Below are 23,880 nucleotides of genomic sequence, written 5' to 3'. Positions count from 1 at the left end.
TGAATCGGTTGTGCGTCAGTGGAACAGCAAAGCCTCATCCTTCCCGGAAGGCCCGCTGGGCGTGGTCGCTGATCGGTTTAAGCAAATAGGACATGACGTTCCTGGAGCCGGTCTGGATCATCGACTCCACGGGCATTCCCGGAACCAGGGCAAGCCCTTGCAGCTTTGCCAATTCGCTTTGAGGAATCTTGATACCCGCCCGATAAAACCCTATTCCGGTACGTTCATCCTGAATCAGATCCGCTGACAACCGCACCACGGTGCCGGTCAGTTCGGGTGTAGTGCTGCGGTTGAACGCGCTCAAGCGCAAGGTCGCGGATTGCCCGACCGTTAGCTGGTCAATGTCCTGGGCACTGATTTTCGCCTCCACCAGCAGTTCATCGTCGGCGGGTACGATCTGCATGAGCCCCTCGGCCGGTGAGATGACACCTCCGATTGTGTGCACTGCCAATTGCTGCACGCGTCCGGCAATAGGTGAGGTGATGTCGATGCGTTTAAGCTGGTCGCTGGCAGTGATTTCCCGCTCGATCAGTTCACCTTGCCGGGCCAGCAGATCCCGCAGTTCCTGGGACACTTCACTGCGGAACGTCTGGTCAACCTGGAGTCGTTGCAACTCGGTTTCGGCGATCTTGCCCCGCGCCTCGGCAATCGATGCCATGAGCTGGCCCCGTTCTCCGCGCAAGCGGGCAATCCCCCGGGCCAAGGCATTGACCCGGTCGAGGGTCATCATGCCTTTGTCGAACAGTTTCTTGACGGCCTGGTATTCGCTGTCGATCAGCTCGATTTCTTCTTGCTTGGTTTTCTGCTGGATGTCGTGGCCGGCAATGGTTTCATTGAGTTGCTGGATGCGTTCGCGCAGTTGCTTCTTCTGGCCGTCTCGGGAGGCGCGTCGGTCGAAAAACAATTGCTGCTCGATGGCCATCACAGCCTTGGCCTCATCCACATTCATGCGAGTCAGCAATTCTTTGGGCAGCGGGACTTCGCTGGCGTTGTCCCGCTCGGCCTCCAGGCGAGTCAGACGGGCCCAGGCCTGATTCAAGGATTTACTCACGATGGCTTGGCTGGCGGCCGGCAAGGTTGCGTCCAGGCGCAGCAACACATCTCCCGCCGCAACGGTCTGCCCTTCCTTGATCAGCAACTCGGCTACCACGCCGCCAGTGGGATGCTGGATGGTCTTGACGCTACCCTCCACGGCCACCACGCCAGTGGCGACGACAGCGCCGGACAGTTGGGTGCACAACGCCCACGTCAGGCTGCCGCCGAGCAGCACCACCAACGAGAGGCTCCCCCAACGCAAATGACGGGACAAGGAATGGGTCAGGCTGGCTTCTTGATCGGTGTGCATCAGTTGGACACTCCCAATTCCACGACATTACTGGAGGGACGGGAGGCCGCTGCAGGCGGTCGTTTAAGGACGACATCCCTGGGGCCGAAAGCCGCCTGCACACCGTTCTCGAGAATCAGTACCTGATCGATCACCGCCAAAATGCTGGTGCGATGGGCAATCACCACCACGATTGCGCCGCGAGCCTTGAGCGCCAGGATCGCTTTGGCCAGCGCTTGCTCGCCGTCGGCGTCGAGGTTTGAATTCGGCTCGTCCAGCACCACCAGGAACGGATCACCAAACAGCGCCCTGGCCAATGCCACCCGCTGCCGTTGCCCCGCCGAAAGGTTGACCCCGCCCTCGCCCACTTGGGTTTCGTAACCCTGGGGTAGTTGCAGAATCAGCTCATGGACGCCAGCCAATTGCGCGGCGCTGACAATGGCACTGTCCTGTGCCGAAGAGTCCAATCGTGCGATGTTCTGGGCGACGGTTCCGGTAAACAGGCCAACGCTTTGCGGCAGATAACCGATCAACTTGCCTCGAGCCTGCTCTGCCAGCAGGTCCAACGGCGCCCCATCGAGCCGGACATGCCCCCGTGCCGGCGCCCACGCGTTGACCAACACACGCGCCAATGACGACTTGCCCGATGCACTCGGCCCCACCACACCGACAGCGGTGCCTGCGGCGACCATGAAGTTGATATTTTGCAAAGTCAGGCGCTGCACGCCGGGCGGCGCGGCAAAAACACTTTCCACCTGCAAGTGGCGATGGGCAGCGGGCAGCTCGGTCTTGCTCTGGGCATCCGGGAACAGAGAGAACACTTCCAGCAGCTTCTTCCAGGCGATCTGGGCACCCAACAGGCTACGCCAGGTGGCAATGACCTGCTCCGCCGGTGCCAGGGTTCGCGCCACAATAATCGAGGCCGCAATCATCGTGCCGCCGCTCAAGTCGCCTTTGATCACCAGCCATGCGCCCAGGGCCAGGGCGGCCGATTGAACGATCTGGCGCAGGGTTTTGGAAATGCCACCGTAAAAGCCGCCGATGTCGATCGAGCGTCGTTGCAGGGTGATGAAGGTGCTGTGATTCTTCTGCCAGATGTTCGACGTGTTAGCCAACATGCCCATGGCCTTGAGGGCTTCGGCGTTCTGGTGGGCTTGCTGGCCCAGATGATTGCGCTTGTTCAACGCCTCGGCTGACGCCTGCATCAATTTGCGGGTTTGCCGGTCAGTGGTCACGGTCAGCGCGATGAGGATGACCATCAGGCCGGCGGCCAAAAGACCGAACAACGGGTGAATGTAAAAGCAGACCGCGAGGTAAACCGGCATCCAGGGCAAATCGAAAAATGCCACCAGCCCCGGACCGCCTATGAAGTTCCGGATCTGGTCCAGTTCCTGGGCCGGTTTCAGGGCATCGCCTGTAATGGGCGTTTTCAGCGACGCACCGGCAATCACATTGAAGACCTTGGTGGACAGCGCCAGATCCAGCGAAGAAGCGATTCGCACCATGACCCGGGAACGAATGACATCCAGCAGGCCCGAAAGCGCATAGACCCCCAGCGCCAGCAAGCCCAGCGCCACCAATGTCGGCACGCTCTGGCTGGGAATCACCCGGTCATACACTTCCAACATGAACACCGGGCCGATCAGCGCCAGAATATTGATCACACCGGAAAACAGGGCTGCGCCGAGCAGCCCTCGACGCAGTAGCGATTTCAATGAAGGCGCGACGACAGGCGCACTGACCGCGTTATGAGGTTTCAACTGGTATCCGTCCCTTGGTTCTTCGTGACATCCCTGTCGTCAGTCAATACAGGCTTGATGACAGTCGTATGGAAACTTGACGCTCTTTGAGCGATTTGGACTGAAGTGCAAATTCCGCACCAGCTACCCGACAAACGGTCATCCGTTCAAAACTCACCCATAAAAAAACCGACGCCCAAGACGTCGGTTTTTTTGCAACAGCCCGCTATCAGGCCATCTGAATGATGGTCTGCATGATGGTGCTCTGGGTGGAGATGGTCTTGGCGTTCGCCTGGTAGTTGCTCTGGGCCTTGATCAGCTCGACCAGTTCGTTGGTCAGGTTGACGTTGGACTCTTCCAGGGAGTTGGAGACGATCGAACCCAGGGTACCGGTTTCCGGGGCATCGTAGCCCGGGATGCCCGACGCGAAGGTTTCTTTCCAGCTGGTGCCGCCTACCGGCTGCAGACCTTGCTCGTTGGTAAAACTGGCGAGCGCGAGCTGGCCGATCGGCTTGGTCTGGTTGTTGCTGAAGTTGGCCAGCAACACACCGCTGCCGTCGATGGTCAGGTTGGTAATCTGGCCGGTGGCGTAGCCGTTCTGGGCTGGAATCGAGCGGGCGGTGTCGGCGTTGAATTGGGTGGTATTGCCCATGGAAATCGTGATGGTTGGCGCACTCGCGGCGCCGTTGGCGGCCCATACGCCGTTGGTCACGGTGCCGGGAACCCAGCCGGTCAGTACCAGATCACTATTGACCGTCGCTGGCGGAGTGGTGACCGTGGTCAACTTGCCGTTCAAATCGAAGTTCATGGTCGAAGGGATCGGCGCAGTCGCACCGGTCGTGGTCGGCAAGGTGCCGTTCAGGTTACGACCATCGATCAAGGTATAGACGTTCCAGGTGTTGCCGGCAGTCTTGACCATGTACTGGTCCATGGAATGCTGGTTGCCCTGGGTGTCGTAGACCGGGGTGGTGAACTGCTTGGTGAACGTAGCGGTGTCGTTCGGATTGAACGCCGCAGTGATCGCCGTCGCTGTCGAGTTCAGGTTGATCGTCGACGAAACCACGCTAGTGGCATTCGGCGGCAGGTTGGAGGTGTCGATGCGCAGGTCGGTCAGGATCCCGTTCTGGATCTTGCCGTTGGCGTCCACACCATAACCCTGCAGGCGCGAGGTACCGTCACTGTTGGTGATGAAACCTTCCTTGTCGGTCTTGAACGTACCGGCACGGGTGTAGCTCAGGGAGCCGTCGTTGCTCAAGACAAAGAAGCCCTGGCCCTGGATACCCATGTCCAGCACGTTGCCGGTGTTGTTGACGTCACCCTGGCCAAACTGCTGGGAAACGTTGGCCAGCCGCACGCCGTTACCGACGGTCTTGCTGCCCGAACCCAGCTTGGTGGCCGAGTAGACGTCTTCGAATTCCGCGCGAGACGATTTGAAACCGGTGGTCGCCACGTTGGCGATGTTGTTGCCGGTCACGTCCAGCTGTTTGTTGGCTGCATAGAGACCGCTAAGGCCGATGTTAAAAGACATGTTGACTCCTTTTGCCGGTTAGTCGGCTCTACATACCAATAGTTTGTACTTTGGACAGGGCAATGCTGCCCAGCCCGGCCAGGTTGAGCATCAGCTCGCCGCCCGTCTGGCTGATGGTCACGCTACTGACCGTGGCCGGCAGGTTGGTGATCAGCGACGTGGCCTTGCCGTCGATGGTGGTCGAAGCGGCAAAGGTGTAAGTGCCCGATTCAACGACCGTGCCCGCATCGTTCTTGCCATCCCAGATGAAGGCCGAGTTGCCGGCGTTCTGGCTGCCCAGGTCGATGGTGCGAACGGTCTTGCCGTCCTTGTCCACGATCTTGACGGCGACGGAGGACACCGATGCCGGCACCACCACCGTACCGTTGAGGCTCTTGGAGGTATCGACCACAGCCTTGTCACCTGGGGCAATGACCGAGCGGCCCACCAGCGACGAGGCCTGCAGGGCCTGGGACGAGTTGTAGTTGCCGGCGATGCCGCTCACCGTCTCGTTGAGGGTGGTGATGCCTTCCAGGCTGCTGAACTGTGCCAACTGGGCAACGAACTCACCGTTGTCCTGGGGCTCCAGCGGGTTCTGGTTTTTCAGCTGGGTAACGAGCAGTTGCAGGAACGCGTCCTTGCCCAACTCCTTCTTGCCGGTGGCAGCGCTGGTCGCCGCGCCCAGGCCATCGGTCGTGGTGTTGGTCTTGACCGAGGAGTTGGCCAGAATCTCGTTGAGGCTCAAACCGCTTGTAGTGTTGGTAACGCTCATGTGACTCGCCCCTTATCACTGACCGAGGGTCAGGACCTTCTGCATCATGGCTTTGGCGGTGTTCATCATTTCGGCGTTGGTCTGGAACGAGCGACTGGCGGAAATCATGTCGGCCATTTCTTCGACGACGTTGACGTTCGGGTAGTAGACATAACCCTTGGCGTCCGCGGCCGGATGGTTTGGCTCATAACGTGCTTCGAGGTTGCTCTGGTCTTCGACCACGCCAAGCACCTGTACGCCCTGCCCGGCCGCTTCCTGCTCCTGGAACAGCGAGTCGCTGCCACCGGACTGGCCGCCCTGGAACATGGTGGCGAACACCGGATGGCGGGCGCGGTAAGTCTGGTCGATGCTCGACGAAACGGTCTCGGCGTTGGCGATGTTACTGGCGACGGTGTTCAGGCGAGTGGTCTGGGCACTCATGGCACTGCCGGCAATGTTGAATACGCTAGCAATCGACATGGCTTACTCTCCGCGCAGGGCCGATATCAGCCCTTTGAACTTACTGTTGAGCAGGGTGAAGCTGGCCTGGAAGTTCACGGAGTTTTCCGCGTAGTTGGACTGTTCCAGTTGAGCGTCCACGGTGTTCTGGTCGATCGACGGTTGCATCGGCGTGCGGTACATCAGCGACTCGTCGCCATTGCCCAGGCCTTCGGCTTCGATATGACGGTTGTTGGTCATGTTCAAGGCGAAGTGGCCGTTCTTGGCCTTGTCGTTCTGCTCGGCGAGCACCTTGGAAAAATCCAGGTCCCGCGCCTTGTAGTTCGGGGTGTCGGCGTTGGCGATGTTGTTGGCCAGGACTTCGGCACGCTGGGCGCGGAAGCTCAGGGCCTGTTCGTGGATACCGAGCGCTTTATCGAAGCTGATGCTCATGTCGGAAACCTTTGGGTGACCAGAATGTACGTACGTTGGCTTTAGCAAGCGGCGTGCCACTTTCAAAAAGCCCATAAACCGGGGCTTTGCGGGCATCGGCAAAGCGGCAATGCCAGAAAAGCGGCAATCGGCTTCCGCTGGCTGCCGCTTTTCTGCCGCTTTCATCAGGCGACGCGAGTCAAAATGTGGGATCGAGCTTGCTCGCGATAGCGGTCTGTCAGTGACATGGATTTTGGATGGGCCGCCGCTATCGCGAGCAAGCTCGCTCCCACAGGAGATGGTCCCGGCTGGTAGGCAAAAAAAGGAGCCCCTTGGGGCTCCCGTTTTTTGACAACACCCGCGAATCACTTCGCCTGGTAGATGATCCCCGGGCTGCACTGGACCATCTGGTAATGATCCGGCAAACCGTTCAACGCCTCGGAGGCGCCAAGGAACAGGTAGCCGCCCGGCTTGAGGGTGCTGTGGATACGCAGCAGGATGTCTTTCTTCACTTCGGCGGAGAAGTAGATCAGCACGTTGCGGCAAAACACGATGTCGAACTTGCCCAGGCTGGCGTAGCTGTCCAGCAGATTGAACGAGCGAAACTCCACCCGGCTCTTGATCGGTGCCTTGACCACCCACTTGCCCGGCCCTTTCGGGTCGAAGTAGCGTTGCAGCCGATCCGGCGACAAACCACGACCGATGGCCAGGCTGTCGTACTCGCCAGTCTTGCAGTTATTGAGCATCGTCCCGGACAGGTCGGTGGCGACGATCTGCACGCCGCCTTTCAACTGGCCCAGGTTGGAGCGCTCGAACTCATCGATGGACATCGACAGCGAATAGGGTTCCTGCCCCGACGAACAGGCCGCCGACCAGATCCGCAGGCGCTGGCCCGGGCTGGCCTTGATGGCGGCCGGCAGCACTTTGTTCTTCAGCACCTCGAACGGATAGGTGTCACGAAACCACAGGGTTTCGTTGGTGGTCATGGCGTCCACCACCATCTCGCGCAAGCCGCTGCGCGGTTGGGTCTGGATACGCTGCACAAGCTCGCCCAATGACTTGAGGCCCTGTTGCTCCATCAATTTATTGAGACGGCTCGACACCAGGTATTGCTTGTTTTCACCAAGCAAGATGCCACAGGCTTTTTCCAGGAAGACCCGGAACTGTTCGAAATCCAAATTACCCGTAGACAAGATACCGCCTCTTTCATCGTGTTGACTTGCCGGGCGCACAACGCGCCCGACCTTTACTTTATTCTGCTGCCTTGATCCGATCGACCACCCGGGACGCCAGGTCATCGGGACGGAATTTCGCCAGGAAATCGTCGGCACCGACCTTCTTGACCATCGCCTGGTTGAAAACCCCGGACAACGAAGTATGCAAGATGATGTGCAGCTTTTGCATGCGCGGATCGCTGCGGATTTCCGAGGTCAGGGTGTACCCGTCCATCTCCGGCATCTCGATGTCGGAGATCATCATCAGGAACTCCTCTTCGGGCTTCTTGCCTTCGTCGACCAACGCACGCAGGTAATCCAGCGCCTGCCGCCCATCGTTCAACGCCACCACTTCCACACCGACCGTTTGCAGGCAACGGGTCACCTGCTTACGTGCCACCGACGAATCATCGACGGTCAGCACCCGCAGCGAAATCGCCTTGTGCTGGGTCTCGGCGTCCACCACACCCGCAGAAATCGCTTCCGGCGTGGGCGCCACTTCGGCGAGGATCTTCTCCACGTCGATGATTTCCACCAACTGGTTGTCGACCCGGGTCACAGCCGTCAGGTAGTGATCGCGGCCGGTGCCCTTGGGCGGCGGATGGATCTCCTCCCAGTTCATGTTGACGATGCGCTCCACCGAGCGCACCAGGAACCCCTGGGTCTTGGTGTTGTACTCGGTGATGATCACGAACGGATTGCTCTGGTCCAGCAACCGACCGGAACCAGTCGCCATCGCCAGGTCGAGAATCGGGATGGTCGCACCCCGGATATTGGCCACACCGCACACGACGGGGCTGGACTTGGGCATCAGGGTCAGCTTGGGGCATTGCAGCACCTCGCGGACCTTGAATACGTTGATCCCGTACATTTGTTGGCCGTCGAGACGGAACAACAACAGCTCCAGGCGATTCTGACCGACCAGCTGAGTGCGCTGGTTCACCGAATCCATTACTCCCGCCATGCCCTGACTCCTACCTAACGCTAATGTGCCCGACGCGCATTCATCACTAAACGGCACGGGGCTTGCTATTGAACCGGCATGAACGCACAAACGACATTTTCTCGACGCCTGACCACTCACTGCCGCCACTGGCTCGGTGCACTGCTGGCTGTCTGCCTGTGCACTTCGGGCGGTCCTGCCCTTGCGGCGGCTCCGGTTACCTTGCCTGATCTCCTTATCGGCGTCACTCAGGGCTTTCTTGAATTCACCGTAGAAGACTACCTGGCAACCAGTCAAACCGAAGGTCGTTACGAAATCGAAGTCAACCAGCTCGACCCGCGCTTGCGCATGCCCATGTGTGACAAGGAATTGACTGCTTCGCTGGAGAGCCCGGCCCGGCCCCTGGGCCGCGTCACGGTGAAGGTTCGTTGCGACAGCGCCGCGCCCTGGACGGTGTTCGTGCCCGCTCAAGTGCGCCTGTTCCGGGAAATTGTCACCACCACGCGTCCGCTCAAGCGGGCCGGGATCGTCGAGCCCCAGGACGTGATGTTGCGCGAACGGGACATCAGCCAGATCACCCAGGGTTTCCTGACCTCTGTCGACCAGGCCATCGGGCAGAAACTTGTCCGACCAATGGTCGCCGATCAGGTCGTGACGCTGGTGCACCTGGAGCAGGCCGAGGTGGTCCGCAAGGGCGACCAGGTGGTCATCACCGCCCGCAGCGGCTCACTGGCCGTGCGGATGCCCGGCGAGGCCCTGTCCAACGGCGGCATGCGTGAACAGATACGGGTAAAAAACCTCAACTCACAACGCGTCATCAAGGCGCAAGTGATGGCTCCAGGCCAAGTGGAAGTGGCGATGTGATGACCCGATAGAGGAGGTAGAAAGCTGGCGCTTGATCCCGGTGTTCCCTAGACTGTGCCTTACGCCAAGGCAAGCGCAGACGTGCGCACGTTCATTGAATAAATGAGCCTAAAGTTTTTTTGGGGATGGCCGAAAACATGGCAAGCGTCCAAATACCCAGAGGTTTTTTACCATGGTCATCGATTTCAATCGTTTAAACAGCTCTTCACCGCTGACAGGCACTACGCGTACCAGCGCCGCCAAGGAAACCGTCGAATCCGACAAATCCGCACCGGTGTCCACGCCAGCCGAAAAGGTCAGCAACGGGGAGTCGGTACACCTCAGCAATGAGGCTCAGCAGTTGCAGAAGCTCACTGACAAGCTGCGCGATCAACCTGTCGTCGACAACGCCCGCGTGGCCGAGTTGAAAGCAGCCATCGCCGATGGCAGCTACAAAGTCGACAGCAACCGCGTAGCCAGCAAACTGCTCAACTTCGAAGCCCAGCGCTAGGCCGCCGCCTGCGCCAGGCTTTTGGACGCTAAGACCCAAGGCCAGCCATGCACGACACTCATTTGTTGCAACTGATCATCGACGACTTCGTTCCAGCGCAACAACTGCTGGAGCTATTGCAGGCCGAATCCGTGGCCCTGCACGGTCGTGACATGCCTTTGCTGGAAACCATCCTGGCGCAGAAACAGGCACTGATCATCTTGCTCGACCAGCATGGCCGCAAGCGCAGCGAGATCCTCGCCAGCCTCAACCTGCCCGCCAGTCATGACGGCCTTGAACAGTTGGCTGCCCAGTCGACCATCGGCGATCAGCTGCGGGTCCAGAGTAAAGTACTCAACGACCTGCTCGCCCAATGCCAGGCAACCAACACCCGCAACGGCCAGTCGATCCTGATGCAGCAAGCCGCCACCGCCAACCAGTTGCGCATTCTCAACGGTGGCGAGATCCCGACGCTGTACGACGCGAGCGGTTCGACGGCCAGAATGGTCAAGCACCGCCCGCTCAGCCAGGCATGAAACGAACAATGCCTTCGCTCTATCAACGCGCGATACATGCTGGCAAAATGCCGGCCATTCGTAGTCGTATTTTGCCTGGAGATTGACCCACCGTGTTCAATGCCTCAAACGCGGATGACGCTCCGCAGCCCCCCAAGGTCCTCACCACGCCCCTGGAAATTTCTGGCAACCTGCGGATGCTGCAAGATAGCCATGACCCGCTGATCATTACCTTCCATGAACGTACCCAGCGCTTCCAGAGCTATCTGGTCAATGTCGATCGCGAGACCAACTCCATCGCCCTGGATGAAATGATTCCCCGGGACGGCGAGCGTTTCCTGCTGGCCGGCGAGCCGTTTCGCGTCGAAGGTTTCCATGACGGTGTGCGCATCGCCTGGGATGGCAAGGGCCCACTGACCATCGATGAATCCAGCGACGGTCGCTGCTATCGCGGCGCCCTGCCCGACGAAGTGGTCTACCACCAGCGTCGCAACGCCTTCCGCGCCGCCCTGAAACTGGCCCAACTGGTGAGCGTTGAACTGGGCGGCGACAAGCTCAAGTCCCCCGTGGACGGCAAGCTGCTGGACATTTCCGCCACCGGTTGCAAGCTGCGTTTCGACGGCGACATTACCGAACGCCTGCAATTAGGCCAGGTGTATGAGCGTTTCATCGCGGCCCTGCCTTTTGGCAACATGACCGCGCCAGTCGAGTTGCGCTACCTGCATTTCGAAGAAAGGATCAACACCACCTTCGCTGGCGTACGCTTCCACAACATCAGTGGTTTGGTGCAGCGGCAGGTCGAGCGGTTCGTCTACCAGCTCCAGCGTGAAGCCCGACGCTTCGATAAAGACGACCTCTGATCGTCGAGCCATGAAAAAACGGGCAGTCCCTTGCGGCGACTGCCCGTTTTTTTATGCCCGTTTCAAGGCCTGGCCTGGGTAAAGCTGGGGGGCTCAGGCGCCTCGGCGCCAGCTTCAGCCACGGTCTCAGGGGCGGGCTCGGGCTCCACCTCCGGGCTGGCCGGTGCCTGCATCTGCTCCTGCACCACTTGTTCATCCACCCGCGGATCGAGGCACGCCACCAGAGGCGAACTCGACATGCTGTCCGGCATCGCCACGTGATGCAGTGGCGCGTCATCGACCTGATGCAGGTTGGTCACCGCTTTCGGCCGGATCCGCCACACCAGCACCAAGGCGAAGAAGGCGAAAAAGCCGTAGAGCATCTGGCTACCGAACATCTTCATCAGCACACCCGCCACCAGCGGCCCGATACTGGCGCCAACGCCATAGGTCACCAATAGCATCGCGGTCAGGGACACCCTTCGATCCGCTTCGACGTGGTCGTTGGAAAACGCCACCGCCAGCGGATACAGACAGAACTGCACCAGCGAACAGAAGAACCCGGCGACGAACAGCACCTCCAGCGGCACCGCCGGAAGGATCGCCAACGGCAGCGCACAAATCGTCAGGACCAGCGCAAAGCAGCGGATCAGCAGCGCCCGGTCGTAACGGTCAGACAGCCAGCCCAGCGGCCACTGCACCAACAATCCGGCAAAGATGCAGCTCCCCATGAACAGACCGACCTGCTCGGTCGACAGGCCCTGCTGGGAGGCGTACAGCGGTGCCAAACCATAGAACGAGCCTACGATCAGTCCCGAACCCAACACCGTGCTCAACGACTGCGGCACACGCTTGATGAAGAAACGCGGCTCCATGGGCGCCGGATGCAACGCCGCCGGGTGAATTCGCCGGGTCAGCGTTACCGGCACCAGGCACAGGGCGAAGCACAGCGCCACCAGCATCAGCAGCTCCAAGCCCAGGGCCGGGTGCATGACCAGGATCAACTGCCCCAGCACCAGCCCCAGGTACGAGGCGATCATGTAGCCGCTGAACACCACCCCACGCTGCTTGGCATCGGCCTGCTCATTGAGCCAGCTCTCGATGACCATGTACTGGCACATCATGCCCAGGCCAACAATCATCCGCAGCACGATCCACGCCGGCAGCCAGTCCACCAGGCCATGGCCCAGCACCGCTGCCCCGACGATCCCGGCGCAGGCCGAATAGGCGCGGATGTGCCCGACGCGGGCGATCAGCCGGTGGCCGATCTTGCCGCCCAGCACCAGGCCGAAGTAGTTGGCGGCCATCAGCGCACCGACCCAGAGGCTGTCTACATGGTCGGCGGCCAGGCGCAAGGCCAGGTAAGTACTCAAGAGGCCCGAGCCGATCAACATCATCAGCGAGGCGAAATAAAGCGCTCGAAAAGGTTTCCAGATTTGGCGCATCGGCGTTCCGAGCGGCTCCTTGAGGTGAGTAAGGGCTATCCGTTGAAGATAGCCCGAATGCAGCGGTTCTTTATGCCTGGGCCGCCAGGACACGTCGCTCCCAGGGCGTGATTTCATCGAAGAAGCTGGTCAGCTCCAGGGTCTTGGAAGCGATGTAGCCTTCGATGAACTCCGTGCCGAACAGTTCCTTCGCCAGATGACTACGCTTCAGACGCTCCAGGGCGGCATGCAAGGTACATGGCAGCGACAGATTATCCGGCACTTCGAATTCGCCCTGGATCGCCGCGCTCGGCTCCAGGCGCTGTTCGATCCCGTACAACCCGGCGGCCAGGCTGGCGGCAATCGCCAGGTAGGGGTTGGCATCGGCCCCGGGCAAGCGGTTCTCGACCCGTCGGGCCACTGGCGAACTGGCGGGAATCCGCAGCCCGGCCGAACGGTTGTCATGGGACCAACAGGCATTGTTCGGTGAGGCGAACGGATGGTATAGGCGCTGGTAGGAATTCACGTTCGGCGCGAACAACGCGGTGAAGTCCGCCAGGCAAGCCTGTTGCCCCCCGATGAAATGCCGGAACGCGGCCGTCGGCTCGCCCGCTTCGTCGCTGAAGACGTTGCGGCCGCTGTCCGCCTCGACGACGCTCTGGTGGATATGCATCGAACTGCCCGGCGTGTGGGCCAGGGGCTTGGCCATGCAGACCACGGTCAGGCCGTGCTTGAGGGCCACTTCCTTGAGCAGGTGCTTGAACAGGAAAGTCTGGTCGGCCAGCAGCAGCGGGTCGCCGTGCAGCAGATTGATCTCGAACTGGCTCACGCCCATTTCATGCATGAAGGTGTCGCGCGGCAAGCCCAGCGCCGCCATGCAGGCATAGACTTCGCTGAAGAACGGACGCAGGCCATTGTTGGAGCTGACGCTGAACGCCGAGTGGCCGTCTTCGCGACGTCCATCCAGGCCCATCGGCGGCTGGAACGGCTGGGTCGGGTCCGGGTTGGGGGCGAACACGAAGAACTCCAACTCGGTCGCCACCACCGGCGCCAGGCCAAGGGCGGCATAGCGTGCGACAACGGCCTTGAGCTGCCCGCGCGTCGAGAGCCGGGAGCTTTCACCGGTCAGTTCGTCGGCGTCGCAGATGGCCAGGGCCCGGGGCTGTTGGCTCCAGGGCAGACGGTGGATCTGTTTCGGGTCGGCCACCAGCGCCAGGTCGCCATCATCGCTGCCATAGAAACGCGACGGCGGATAACCGCCCATGATGCATTGCAGCAGCACGCCCCGCGCCAACTGCAACCGCCGCCCTTCGAGGAAACCTTCGGCGGTCATCACCTTGCCCCGCGGCACGCCATTCAAATCCGGCGTGACACATTCAATCTCATCAATGCCCGTCAGTCGCTGCGCGAGTGAACGCTGGCCATCGGTCGTCATGACGCAATCCTTGTTATGTGCGAGCCGCGAACGGCAACCCGTACAAAATAGGCTCCGGCTGTTCGGAATATCAAGCGCCCGGAGGCAATTAAAATCTTATGCAATACGACTGTGGGAGCGAGCTTGCTCGCGATAGCGTCGGCCCAGCCAATATTGAGTTGACTGATACACCGCTATCGCGAGCAAGCTCGCTCCCACAGGGGATTTGTGTTGCCAGGGACACTCATGGAGGGCCTGTTCAGGGCAAGTAAAGCCGGAACACCCCGCCGCCCAACACACCGCCATTGGCAATCTCGGTCCGCCCGCTCGCGCCGCCGCGCTGGTGCAGCCCGGCGATTCGCGCGGCAAAGTACAGGCCCAGCCCGGTGCTGCCGCTGCTGTGGTTGATACCTTGCACATACTCGGCCTGACGCTCAATCATCTCTGGCGGATAACCTTCGCCGTCGTCATTGATGGTCAGCACCAGTTGCCCGGCTTCGTCACTCACACTGATCAGCAGCGCCTGGCGCGCATGGCGAATGGCGTTGTTGATGCAGTTGTCGAGCACCGAGGCCACCAGCTCGCGGTCGAAAAAACCCAAGGGGCTGAGGGGATCGACATCGTAGGTGGCCATGATTCCGCGGCTGCGGAACACATCCTGATGGCCGGCCAGTTGCGCCTCGATGAAATCGTCCAGCTCGTGGTAGGCCGGGTGCAACGGCAACTGGTTGACGCCGAGCTTGTACAGCCCCAGCAACTGCACCATGAGGCCATTGAGGTGGGCGAACTCGAACTCGATGACACCCTGCTCCGACGTCTGTCGCTCGGATTCGGGCAGGCGTTCGAGCCATTGCCCATGTGCCTGCATGAGCAAGGTCAGGGAGTTTTTCATGTCGTGCACGGTCGACGCGATCACCGTGGAAAAATCGAGGGCCTGTTCGCTGTCATTCATCGCCAAATGCCTTGCTTCGCAGTTTTTGATAACGCGCAAAACGCGCATCGGAGTCGGGCATCATGCCCACCAGTTTCAGGCAGGCGCGGCACTCCTGCAGCAGTTCCGACTCCACGCTGGTGTCGGTGCCATGCAGCAGCGATTGCACCATGTTCAGGGCAATACTGATGTTCTTCGGTTGCATCTTCAGGGCGCGACGGAACAGCTCCCGCGCCTCCGGCAATGCGCCGGTCTTGTAGACCCGCACGCCTTCGCGGTTCAACTCGGCGGCGGCATTGCCCTGATTGAGGATGTTCGGGTCGTCGGTGAGCTTGGCAATGCCTTGCATCACCGCCGGGTCATCACCGTAGATTTCCGCGCAGTTCTTGAGCATCGACTCCCCGGCGCTGGTCTGGCCAAGCATTTGCAACTGCTTGGCCACCAGCAACGCGGCCTCGGCGCTCATGAACTGCTCCATGCCATCGAGGCGCTGCAAGGCCTGTTCGGTGAGCTTCTCGGCGGTTTCGGCATCGTTGAGCAACAGGCTGGTGGCCTTCATCAGCCGCGCCCGGACCTGCAACCCCGGGTCGTTGAGGTTCTCCTTCGCCACGGAGCTGAGGGTCGTGTTGATCTCCAGCCGGGTGCGGGTATCGAGACCTTTTTCGCTGCCCTTGCTGATCAGCGCGTGGGCCAGGCCGAGGTTGCTTTCCGGGTCCTTGAAGCGCGACTGCGCGCCCTGCCCGACCGCCTGGCGATAAGCCCGGGACGCCGTGTCGTAGTCTTCGTTGGTCATCGCCAACTTGCCCAGCAACGACTGGCGACGCACGGCCAGCGGCGACAGGCGCACCGCCTCTTCCAGCACGTGCTGCGCCTGCTTGGTGTCACCTTCGGCCATCAACACTTCGGCCATGCCGTCGTACAACGCCGGCATCATCGGAAAGACTTTCAGGGCCTTTTCATAAACGGCCTTGGCCTGCCCCACCTGGCCGCGCTTGAACATCAACTTGCCCAGCCCCGCGTAGGCCCACGGCAACGGGCGATCCGCCAGGATGGAGTTGTACAGCCGCTCAAGGGCCTCGTTCTGATTCAGGTCGCGCAACGCATCGGCCCGATAACGCAGGCACAACGGCCCGTAGCGCGGGTCCTGCTTGCACAAGGCGATGCAGGCATTGAGCACCTCCATCGGCTTGCCACGATCGAGGGCCTGCAGGATCGGCTTGAGCAGGGTCTTGCGCTGCTCGAGCCGCTCCAGCCGCTGGGCCAGGCCAGAGCGGTTGAACGGCTTGGTCAGGTAGGCATCCGGCTCATGCTCCAGGGCACTGAGCACCATCGCCTGGCTGGTCTCGGCGGTCACCATGAGGAACACACTTTCATGGCTGATCAGCTTCTCGACCATCAGGTCTTCCAGCACCTGCTGGCCATTCTTGCGCCCATCGCCCAGGTGATAGTCCTGCAAGATGAAGTCATAACGCTTCTGCGAGCACATGCGCAGCGCCACTTCACCGGTGTCGGCGGTGTCCACGTCCTTGACGCCCAGCTCACGCAGCATGGACCGGATCGAACTGCGGAAATCCGAGAAATCATCGACGATCAGAAAACTTTTTTGGTGGTACGCCAGCATCGAGGATGTCCAGGCAAGTAAGAAAATAACCCAATGGCATAACAACGAAACGCCGTGTCACAACCCCGAGGCGCGCAGATGATAGCCACCAAAGCCTCATGATCAAGGGGTTTTCCGAACCGCTTGGCGTGGCTGTGTCGTAGCGCACATTGCGAGCCGTTTCCGCGCGCCGAAACGCTGGAGAAACCAGGGCTCATCAGGGTATCGGCAGGAAATGGCGTTCCGTTAAGAGATTGTGTGGGCAGGCTCCGAGACCTATCGGCTACCTGCCGGGAATAGAACAGTTGGACCGGGGACATGGTTAACCTGTACCTGGTCGTGAACTTGAACAGCAAGGTTGGGCGGTTCAGCCTTTAATAAAAGGCCAGCTCTTGGGCTAGGGACTGTAGGAGCTGTCGAGCGAAGCGAGGCTGCGATCCTTTGATCTTCGCCTGAAATTCAACTTTCAGGTTCAGATCACAGCCTCGCTTCGCTCGCACGCTCCTACCCAAAAACGGATTTGATCGGTCAACATTGATCAAATCCGCTTTTCTCAGCACCTATCTGGGGTCTACGACATCCAGCGCCCGGTTTGCCAACATCTGCCCCAGTTCAATCAGCTGTTGCAGTCCCAAGGCAAAATGCCGTCGAGAACCTTCCAGTTCGAACGCCAAGTCATTGGCCATGACATTGGCAGAAGCCAGGGTTTCGCTGAGGTTGGCCAGCAGGCTCTCAGCATCAATGCCCTCCACGACAGTGAATAGCTGGTCGGGAGATGACTTCTTGTCCGGCTGGGCAGGTTTGGGGTTCAGATAGGAATCGATGACACGTTCGGCGTTGGCGTCGGCCGCGATGTCCAGATGCAGCGGGGGAACGGGTGGCAGCCATGCGCAGGTTAGCAGACCGATACGTTAGGAAACCGGCGCACCCGAAGATGCCCTGCGCACAGCAGCCATAAAACTTCGAGCACTAAAATGCCCGCACTGAATGGCAGTTACCATGCGCCTAACGTGATTCCGAGCTGCTAAACCCGACCGCTGGATTGGCAGCGGCGAACAAAGACTAGGCACCGGAATCGGCAGGCGCAAGGGCTTGGGATGTTCTAGAAAAGGTCCTGTAAGTCAATGGGAAACATCCCAATACAAGATATTTCGTTCTCTATCGAAACCGTCGGGGGCGTATCTTAGCCAGTGCTGGACAAGGTCGTGTTTCGCTCGTAAAAAAGAAAGAAAAAAAACGAAAGAAAGGGGTATATTTATTTAAGAACAAAGCAATTAAATAAATCCGCCCCTTCACCTTAATCATGCTAGCTCCAGTTAGTTACAAAGAGCCCACTTTCGGTGAGAGCACATCTTCCTCCAGCCCGCCAGAATCTAAAATAGGACTCCAAATCAATATCAAACTTAAACAACGGCTGCCCAATATACCAAGCAAGATAATAATCCGCAGCCAATCCATAAAGCGCCTCAAACAGCGCATAAATTTGCTCAGCATCGGAAACCCGGCTTCCTCTGATCGCATCCCCAACCTCATCAAAAATCCAATAATGAGGAATATCTTGCTGAAGCCAGTGATCCATATCGTGGCCATTAACAAAAAGCACTCGAGCCTCTTCACAAATACTGAGGATTTCGGAGTCACCGAGAACTCCACATACTCTTTCTTGCTCCTTGAGCCACTCCCGACCTAGCTGAATTAACTCATCATTTCCAACTTTAAGTCTTGGCAAGAGATACAGAGAGGAGTCCATATCTCCAGAGGCAAGAACGCGCTCAGTTCTATCAACCAACTCTTCCGAGGACGGAAAATAACTAAATATACGTCGAATCTCCTCGGAGCCACTGTGCGTTTTCAACAATCCCAAAAAGTAAGACTTATCAAAAACCGCCCTATCTTCACAGAAGGCACACCAGTCCGACAACAAAGAATTCATGTTTAGTTCTCGCCAGTTTTTGGTGAAGGCGGCAATAAATCCTCGCAGCCGTTACTCTTCGTCCCAGAATTCCCCTGGTGGTGCATATTCACCGTCCCTCAAGATAGCGCACCAACCAAAACTCCTATAAAACATCTCAAGATCAATTATTTCATAAACCCCACCCCCAATATCCTTCAGAGTAATCAGACCAGAAGCATGATGCGTATACTGACCACCCGCCCCTGCAACAGCTCTTAACTCCAATTCTTTCCGATCCCATCCCAACACCACTCCAGACGATTCAGGAATAGTTTCCGCAAAAAAAACCTCAAACTCGCTGGCGATCTTGCATACACAGGGAATCCGCTTCTGCCCAAGCAACTCATCCGTAACCAAATTCTTGGGAAATTCAATTTTCAACTTCATTACGAAGCACTCCGAGGCGCAACAACCTCACCTGTAGAATTTTTCTCAAAGAAGAAAACAGGAAAAGACCACGTTTTCTCTTTAAAAAACTGTACAGAAACGTGGGCTGTCCCCGGCTCCCCTCGCAAAAAGGAGACAGCTTTAACAATTAACATTAAGATTCTGACAAAACCGAAAATACGGATTTAAAAATATAAATCCTATCATCAACAGCTGATGATGCCTCATATATCGCTTCGGTCGCTGTCATAAGCGAATTCTCTCCACCGGCCAAGGACAGCGCTGATACAACACGCGCCTTGCTAAATAACCGAAGAACTTTTACATCTGAGTTTTGCCCATCATTCAGGCTATCTTGCAAGTCAAAATACTGTTCATCTAACTGCGCAACCAAAATATCTAACCCAGAAACCTGCTCAGCCGTGAGCTTATTACCAAGACATAGTTGCCTAAGGGATTCGACAACAATAGGCACGTCTACTGGACAGGCCTGAAAAGCAAGATCACAGGCTACTTTTACCGCACTTCGTCGCTGCTCTTCACTGGAAATTTTTAGCTTTTCGACGAGGTTTTTCTGAACCATCTCTAAACGCATAATCATTGCTTAACCTTTGGCGGTAGAAAAGCCGAAAAGGGACACCCATTAGCCGGGCGAGGGAGCTTGCACCCTCGCCACAAAGGATGTTGTCAGGCTTCATCCCTCAACCAATCAGCAAATAACTTCACCCTCACCATTCACCCCCTCCAATAGCATGCCTCTGAGACCCGCACGCTCCAGCCGAAGCTTCACGTCCTCGCTAACGATCAATGCCCCCAAGTGTTTCTTGATACGAAAAATATGTTTTCCCTGGACCTTGGCAGGATCAATGACGAGATTCAGAAAAACGCTGTATTCGCCAGCTCGATCAGGTCGTACTGGATCATTGACCTCATATTTTTTGTAAGCGGAGCGTGATTCGTCTACGCAATCCAATTGGGTCTCGACAATCATCACATAGTAACGATCATGAGCTTGCTCGCCTGCAACCGCCACAGGCTCGAGCACGACATTCATATACGGTTCATCAACGTCGGGAACGCCCAACAATGCATCCCTGGCTTTTTCACTCAAGACCGGCACAGAGGCATAGCCAGCCAAGGAAAAATCCAGACTCACACCTTCCTCACGAACCTCAAGGGCGTAAGTACATGGCTCCATGTACTCAGAAGGGGGGTCGATGAAGAGCCAGTTGTTGCAGTGCTTTATATCTCCCAAATACCAGCGTTCAGGAAACCGCACATCTTCCCGCAACAAGTAATACTTCATTTCAGCTCACCGCGTGTCGTTGATTAACTGAAAAAAGGGTCGCGCCTGCGTCTAAAGCCCGAAGAAACGCTCGTAGGCCGTCTCCACCTGGACAGCAAGCTGATCAGAAATGATGACCAGGTGTTCTAGCGCAGCCGTCTCTGCGGACAATAAAGGGCTCGACACTGCCGGAACAGTTAAACCTAGCTGCTGTCGGACCTGGAAAATCGCGTGGACCTCCACAGGCAACAAATCGAAAGGCGCATATTTGAATTCAGGGTCCCAGGTCCCGCCGGCGTCTTCAGCGTGGGTTAAGTGATATTGACATAGCTCTTGCAGTGCATGAGCAAGCCCTTGCTCATCTGTCCATTCGTCTATCACGTTTTGATAAATCCCCAGATCCATCGACTTGATCTCTGGAAGCGTCTCTCCTTGCGAATAGACTGAATAAAGCCAGAGCATGAAAGGTTCGAATCGACGCTGTTCAAGATAGCTGGAATCCACGGCGCCATTGATAGTCAGCATTCCGGCCAGCACATCGGCCACGGACGCGGCCAGATCTCGACGATCAGCCACTATCAATCCGGCCAGCAAGCATCCAGCAATGCTCAATTGGTTAGTCAAATTGGGGATGGTTTTGATGCCTTGAAGAAAACTCGTTTTTGAGAAAGTCTTGGCGTTGAGCATCAGCGCCCAATAACGGTACATCATCGAGCGCGAGACGTCTTCCCAACCAGAAGCCTCTCCATCACTGACCGCGACTTCGCCCCGAATGCCGTAATATGTCGCCAGAATCCCCAACGAGTCAGCCACATTGTTCAATCCGTTTAATGAGTCGCTGGCAAGATCCTCATCGATATAGCCAAGCTCTTGAGCCGTCAGGCCTACCGACTGGGAAAGCCAACGACGGTGCCGATCAAGCCGGACGTTGATTTCATCCATTTCGATACACTCCTTTTACACCAGTACGTCGTCCTTCCGCTCACCGTGCTCACTCAGGACCGCATCTGTCGAAGGATCGTTAAGTGAACCTCTAAATTGCACTTAACCAACTGATCCAGCGAAGCCGTCCCTCCAAAAAACAATGCAGGCTCAAAGCCATAGACCTCACTCTCGCCAAGTGCACCCAACTTCTCCAGCGCCCGCTCAAATAGAAACTCACCTTGATGATCCTCCAGATCATAACGTTCCTTATCAGACATAGCGAAAAATGTCTGAAGGGCGAGATCCGGATCTTTATTAGGCGTTTTCAGCTTATTCATCAACGCGACGATAGACCCCGTCGGACATGAAACTACAATTTTCTGATTGTATTTCTCCCCCCAAGCATAAAGAGTCCCAAACGCGCTCCTTGCAATAACGTGGTAATTATCTATTTGTGGAAATTCAGTACCCGCGAGCCACATATCGAGCAGATGTTTATAATCATCCGGGTTCACTGTCCAGAAAAGGCCATTGGCATATCCACACCAACCCTCCTCCTGCCAATAGTCAAGCAGCGCGTCAGGGAGCACTTTACGGTACTTCTCAATTTGGGAGTCAGACACCTGTCGATGAGATGTGGCCTCCCCCATCACGCTGATGAAATACTGGAAATCTTCATCCCTCACCTTGCCGACGCTCCTTTGAGTAGCTCTGAAAAGAAAGGGGACAGATAGAGCAATCAAATAAATCCGTCCCCTTTTCCCCGTTACTCTTCGTCCCAGAATTCCCCTGGTGGTGCATATTCACCGTCCCTCAAGATAGCGCACCAACCAAAACTCCTATAAAACATCTCAAGATCAATTATTTCATAAACCCCACCCCCAATATCCTTCAGAGTAATCAGACCAGAAGCATGATGCGTATACTGACCACCCGCCCCTGCAACAGCTCTTAACTCCAATTCTTTCCGATCCCATCCCAACACCACTCCAGACGATTCAGGAATAGTTTCCGCAAAAAAAACCTCAAACTCGCTGGCTATCTTGCATACACAGGGAATCCGCTTCTGCCGAAGCAACTCATCCGTAACCAAATTATTGGGAAATTCAATTCTCAACTTCATTACGAAGTACTCCGAGGCGCAACAACCTCACCTGTAGAATTTTTCTCAAACAGCAGAAAAGGGGCCAGATTTGAATGGCACTTACTTAACCTTCTTCGGGTGTCCATTCTTCCTGACCTCGCCCCTTGCTGATCGACGTGTTTTCATCAGCATGGGGTAAGGCTTGGGTCTTCGTTTTATGGCTCGCGGCTCAATTCTGCCTGGACGCCTACCGACGCGCTTCTGGGCAATCAGCTCAAGCAGATTGAGCATCTTGTCCTCTTGCTCTTGAGCCCCGTACTGCCTCAACGCAAGGCACAGCTGAAGGCTATGCTTGAAGCTCAGTTCGCGAGGCAGGCAGTCGACTAACAGAGCTGATTGCGTCATGAGCATCCGTATCAGGTTGTGCGCCAACAAGTAAATCCATAACTCTTTGACGGCCATATCCGGCGTCTTGCAGCTCAGTGCTTCAAGCCCCAGCGTAGTCTTGAGGTTGCGCAGATCCAACTCCACATGCCATCGATCCTTGAACAGGGATTTGAGGGACGCTTTGGGCACTTGCTGCGGGCAACTCAAAGTGGTGACCAGGATTTTCCCTCCGGCCTTCAACTCACGTACCGTCAGCGTTTCAGGTGCCCTTTCGTAATAGGCCTGACTCATCCAGGACGGCTTTGCCTTTGGTTTTTTCAGTTCAACCAAATGATCTTCCGACCCCAAGGACCTCCCCAACTGAAAGTCCGTGCTACGCCGTCGAGCGCCATATTGTTCGAACACCCCGTCCACGCCTCGATGCTGCAGTTCACACAGTAAAAAGTAGGTGGCGTAGTAGGCATCGCCCAGCACAATGTCACCTCGCTCCAAGGTATCAAGCATGGTTCTGAGTAACGTCTGTTCATCGCCTCCTTTACCGCGAAAACGTCCCAACGAGGCGTCCAAAACAGCACCGCTGGCGAGGCAAACAATCCCCACTAAACGGCAGATGGGAAAGCCCAGTCCGGCCTTCTGCCCACGAGATTGCGGGTAGGCCTCTTGGTTGGCCGGCGTATCCGGCAGGGTCACCGTAGTGCCATCCACGAGACGAACGGGTCGCCCCATCCAACGCCACGATGACGGACCCCGGTTGCTCATTGATGACCCCGTGGAGCGCAACAAGGTTGAAACCATCTCCACCGGCAACCGCGCTCTGGCTTTACAGTAGGCACCGGTATGAACGCTGTTGGGTTTCAAACCCTCGCAGGAGCGTTTGATGGATAAATCATTCACGGCATTCTGGCAGGACCGATCGGCGCTCATTGCCTGGGACAAAAACATGGACAGCGTTTCGGTCGGGGGAAATAGCCGCTGGCGATGCTTGGGTATCGACGACTCGACACCCCGCAATAACTCAGGATCGGAGAGCAGCTTGAAGAAAGCATGAGCATTGCTGTTCGTGGCGTGCTGGCGCATACGGTGCTGTTGATGTCGGACGATTTGGCGTCTACGATTCACTCGGGCTGTGTCCTTGCTTGATCGGTGTGTGTTCGCAACTATCACCGTAGACCAAGGCCAGCCTTTTTTCATTTTTTCGCAGTCGTATCAGCTAGTTAGCTGTTAAGTAAGTGCCATTCGGGCCAGATTTATTTAAGACCAGGACAACCAAATAAACCTGTCACCTTTTCCCACGAAGAAACGCTCGTAGGCCGTCTCCACCCGGACAGCAAGCTGATCAGAAATGATGACCAGGTGTTCTAGCGCAGCCGTCTCTGCGGACAATAAAGGGCTCGACACCGCTGGAACAGTTAAACCTAGCTGCTGTCGGACCTGGAAAATCGCGTGGACCTCCAC

25 protein-coding genes are annotated in these 23,880 nt (G+C 57.4%); 4 read left to right on the top strand and 21 right to left on the bottom strand.

Features of this window, described 5'->3' with window-relative positions:
- Window positions 1-34 precede the first annotated feature (34 nt).
- The 8 genes from J4E63_RS15125 to J4E63_RS15090 all read right to left on the bottom strand — a co-directional run bounded on the left by J4E63_RS15125 (window position 35) and on the right by J4E63_RS15090 (window position 8,369).
- Window positions 35-1,345, bottom strand: a complete 1,311-nt coding sequence (locus J4E63_RS15125) for an HlyD family type I secretion periplasmic adaptor subunit (protein WP_207282564.1) — start codon at window positions 1,343-1,345, stop codon at window positions 35-37.
- On the bottom strand, window positions 1,345-3,084 hold the full coding sequence (locus J4E63_RS15120; protein WP_207282563.1) for a type I secretion system permease/ATPase: 1,740 nt from the start codon (window positions 3,082-3,084) through the stop codon (window positions 1,345-1,347). The genes J4E63_RS15125 and J4E63_RS15120 overlap by 1 nt, the downstream gene beginning before the upstream one ends.
- Before the next feature lie 208 nt (window positions 3,085-3,292).
- Entirely contained in the window at window positions 3,293-4,591 is a 1,299-nt protein-coding gene (gene flgE / locus J4E63_RS15115) for a flagellar hook protein FlgE (RefSeq protein WP_207282562.1), read from the bottom strand.
- Between the two features lie 28 nt (window positions 4,592-4,619).
- A complete protein-coding gene (gene flgD, locus J4E63_RS15110; protein WP_060741039.1) occupies window positions 4,620-5,342 on the bottom strand; it encodes a flagellar hook assembly protein FlgD in 723 nt (240 codons plus the stop codon).
- A gap of 15 nt (window positions 5,343-5,357) precedes the next feature.
- Window positions 5,358-5,801, bottom strand: a complete 444-nt coding sequence (gene flgC, locus J4E63_RS15105; RefSeq protein ID WP_207282561.1) for a flagellar basal body rod protein FlgC — start codon at window positions 5,799-5,801, stop codon at window positions 5,358-5,360.
- Between the two features lie 3 nt (window positions 5,802-5,804).
- The gene (flgB, locus tag J4E63_RS15100; RefSeq protein ID WP_060741037.1) at window positions 5,805-6,212 is read right to left on the bottom strand and encodes a flagellar basal body rod protein FlgB; all 408 of its coding nucleotides are present in this window, start codon (window positions 6,210-6,212) and stop codon (window positions 5,805-5,807) included.
- 344 nt (window positions 6,213-6,556) lie between these two features.
- Entirely contained in the window at window positions 6,557-7,384 is an 828-nt protein-coding gene (gene cheR / locus J4E63_RS15095) for a protein-glutamate O-methyltransferase CheR (RefSeq protein ID WP_003204735.1), read from the bottom strand.
- 58 nt (window positions 7,385-7,442) lie between these two features.
- Complete coding sequence (locus J4E63_RS15090; RefSeq protein ID WP_060741036.1) at window positions 7,443-8,369, bottom strand: chemotaxis protein CheV; 927 nt, start codon at window positions 8,367-8,369, stop codon at window positions 7,443-7,445.
- Window positions 8,370-8,447: 78 nt separating this feature from the next.
- Here J4E63_RS15090 and flgA point away from each other — a divergent pair, with 78 nt between their 5' ends.
- The 4 genes from flgA to J4E63_RS15070 all read left to right on the top strand — a co-directional run bounded on the left by flgA (window position 8,448) and on the right by J4E63_RS15070 (window position 11,056).
- Window positions 8,448-9,212, top strand: a complete 765-nt coding sequence (gene flgA, locus J4E63_RS15085) for a flagellar basal body P-ring formation chaperone FlgA (RefSeq protein WP_192261220.1) — start codon at window positions 8,448-8,450, stop codon at window positions 9,210-9,212.
- Between the two features lie 172 nt (window positions 9,213-9,384).
- Window positions 9,385-9,702 carry a flagellar biosynthesis anti-sigma factor FlgM gene (flgM, locus tag J4E63_RS15080; RefSeq protein ID WP_072412230.1) on the top strand — a complete coding sequence of 106 codons (318 nt, stop codon included), beginning with the start codon at window positions 9,385-9,387 and terminating at the stop codon, window positions 9,700-9,702.
- A 47-nt stretch (window positions 9,703-9,749) separates the two neighbouring features.
- A complete protein-coding gene (locus tag J4E63_RS15075) occupies window positions 9,750-10,217 on the top strand; it encodes a flagella synthesis protein FlgN (protein WP_207282560.1) in 468 nt (155 codons plus the stop codon).
- A gap of 92 nt (window positions 10,218-10,309) precedes the next feature.
- Window positions 10,310-11,056, top strand: a complete 747-nt coding sequence (locus J4E63_RS15070; RefSeq protein ID WP_109753932.1) for a flagellar brake protein — start codon at window positions 10,310-10,312, stop codon at window positions 11,054-11,056.
- Window positions 11,057-11,118: 62 nt separating this feature from the next.
- On the opposite strand, the gene J4E63_RS15065 is transcribed toward J4E63_RS15070, so the two are convergent.
- From J4E63_RS15065 to J4E63_RS15005, 13 genes are all read right to left on the bottom strand, one after another.
- A complete protein-coding gene (locus J4E63_RS15065) occupies window positions 11,119-12,480 on the bottom strand; it encodes an MFS transporter (protein WP_207282559.1) in 1,362 nt (453 codons plus the stop codon).
- A 70-nt stretch (window positions 12,481-12,550) separates the two neighbouring features.
- Entirely contained in the window at window positions 12,551-13,792 is a 1,242-nt protein-coding gene (locus J4E63_RS15060; RefSeq protein WP_207283217.1) for a glutamine synthetase family protein, read from the bottom strand.
- Window positions 13,793-14,132: 340 nt separating this feature from the next.
- A complete protein-coding gene (locus tag J4E63_RS15055) occupies window positions 14,133-14,825 on the bottom strand; it encodes a sensor histidine kinase KdpD (protein WP_207282558.1) in 693 nt (230 codons plus the stop codon).
- Window positions 14,818-16,425, bottom strand: a complete 1,608-nt coding sequence (locus tag J4E63_RS15050) for a tetratricopeptide repeat-containing response regulator (RefSeq protein ID WP_207282557.1) — start codon at window positions 16,423-16,425, stop codon at window positions 14,818-14,820. Before J4E63_RS15050 ends, J4E63_RS15055 begins: the two co-directional genes overlap by 8 nt.
- Before the next feature lie 539 nt (window positions 16,426-16,964).
- Window positions 16,965-17,288 (bottom strand): DUF6124 family protein, encoded by a 324-nt coding sequence (locus tag J4E63_RS15045; protein ID WP_060741027.1) that lies wholly within the window; start codon window positions 17,286-17,288, stop codon window positions 16,965-16,967.
- A gap of 422 nt (window positions 17,289-17,710) precedes the next feature.
- Entirely contained in the window at window positions 17,711-18,337 is a 627-nt protein-coding gene (locus J4E63_RS15040; protein ID WP_207282556.1) for a hypothetical protein, read from the bottom strand.
- 51 nt (window positions 18,338-18,388) lie between these two features.
- Window positions 18,389-18,745, bottom strand: coding sequence for a hypothetical protein (locus J4E63_RS15035; RefSeq protein ID WP_158456133.1), 357 nt, complete (start codon window positions 18,743-18,745; stop codon window positions 18,389-18,391).
- Between the two features lie 154 nt (window positions 18,746-18,899).
- Window positions 18,900-19,346: a hypothetical protein gene (locus J4E63_RS15030; protein WP_207282555.1), complete on the bottom strand. Its 447-nt coding sequence runs from the start codon at window positions 19,344-19,346 to the stop codon at window positions 18,900-18,902.
- Between the two features lie 108 nt (window positions 19,347-19,454).
- Window positions 19,455-20,051 carry an imm11 family protein gene (locus tag J4E63_RS15025; RefSeq protein WP_072412247.1) on the bottom strand — a complete coding sequence of 199 codons (597 nt, stop codon included), beginning with the start codon at window positions 20,049-20,051 and terminating at the stop codon, window positions 19,455-19,457.
- A gap of 51 nt (window positions 20,052-20,102) precedes the next feature.
- Window positions 20,103-20,972, bottom strand: a complete 870-nt coding sequence (locus tag J4E63_RS15020; protein WP_072412249.1) for a hypothetical protein — start codon at window positions 20,970-20,972, stop codon at window positions 20,103-20,105.
- Window positions 20,973-21,025: 53 nt separating this feature from the next.
- Entirely contained in the window at window positions 21,026-21,640 is a 615-nt protein-coding gene (locus J4E63_RS15015) for a GAD-like domain-containing protein (RefSeq protein WP_207282554.1), read from the bottom strand.
- A gap of 80 nt (window positions 21,641-21,720) precedes the next feature.
- Window positions 21,721-22,077 carry a hypothetical protein gene (locus J4E63_RS15010; RefSeq protein WP_207282553.1) on the bottom strand — a complete coding sequence of 119 codons (357 nt, stop codon included), beginning with the start codon at window positions 22,075-22,077 and terminating at the stop codon, window positions 21,721-21,723.
- 81 nt (window positions 22,078-22,158) lie between these two features.
- A complete protein-coding gene (locus tag J4E63_RS15005; protein ID WP_207281278.1) occupies window positions 22,159-23,544 on the bottom strand; it encodes an IS4 family transposase in 1,386 nt (461 codons plus the stop codon).
- Window positions 23,545-23,880 lie beyond the last annotated feature (336 nt).

This window comes from Pseudomonas sp. FW300-N2F2 (genome assembly GCF_017351655.1).
Classification (GTDB): domain Bacteria; phylum Pseudomonadota; class Gammaproteobacteria; order Pseudomonadales; family Pseudomonadaceae; genus Aquipseudomonas; species Aquipseudomonas fluorescens_AA.
Note: the sequence above shows the minus strand (reverse complement) of the source record. Positions and strands in the feature narration are given on the sequence as shown.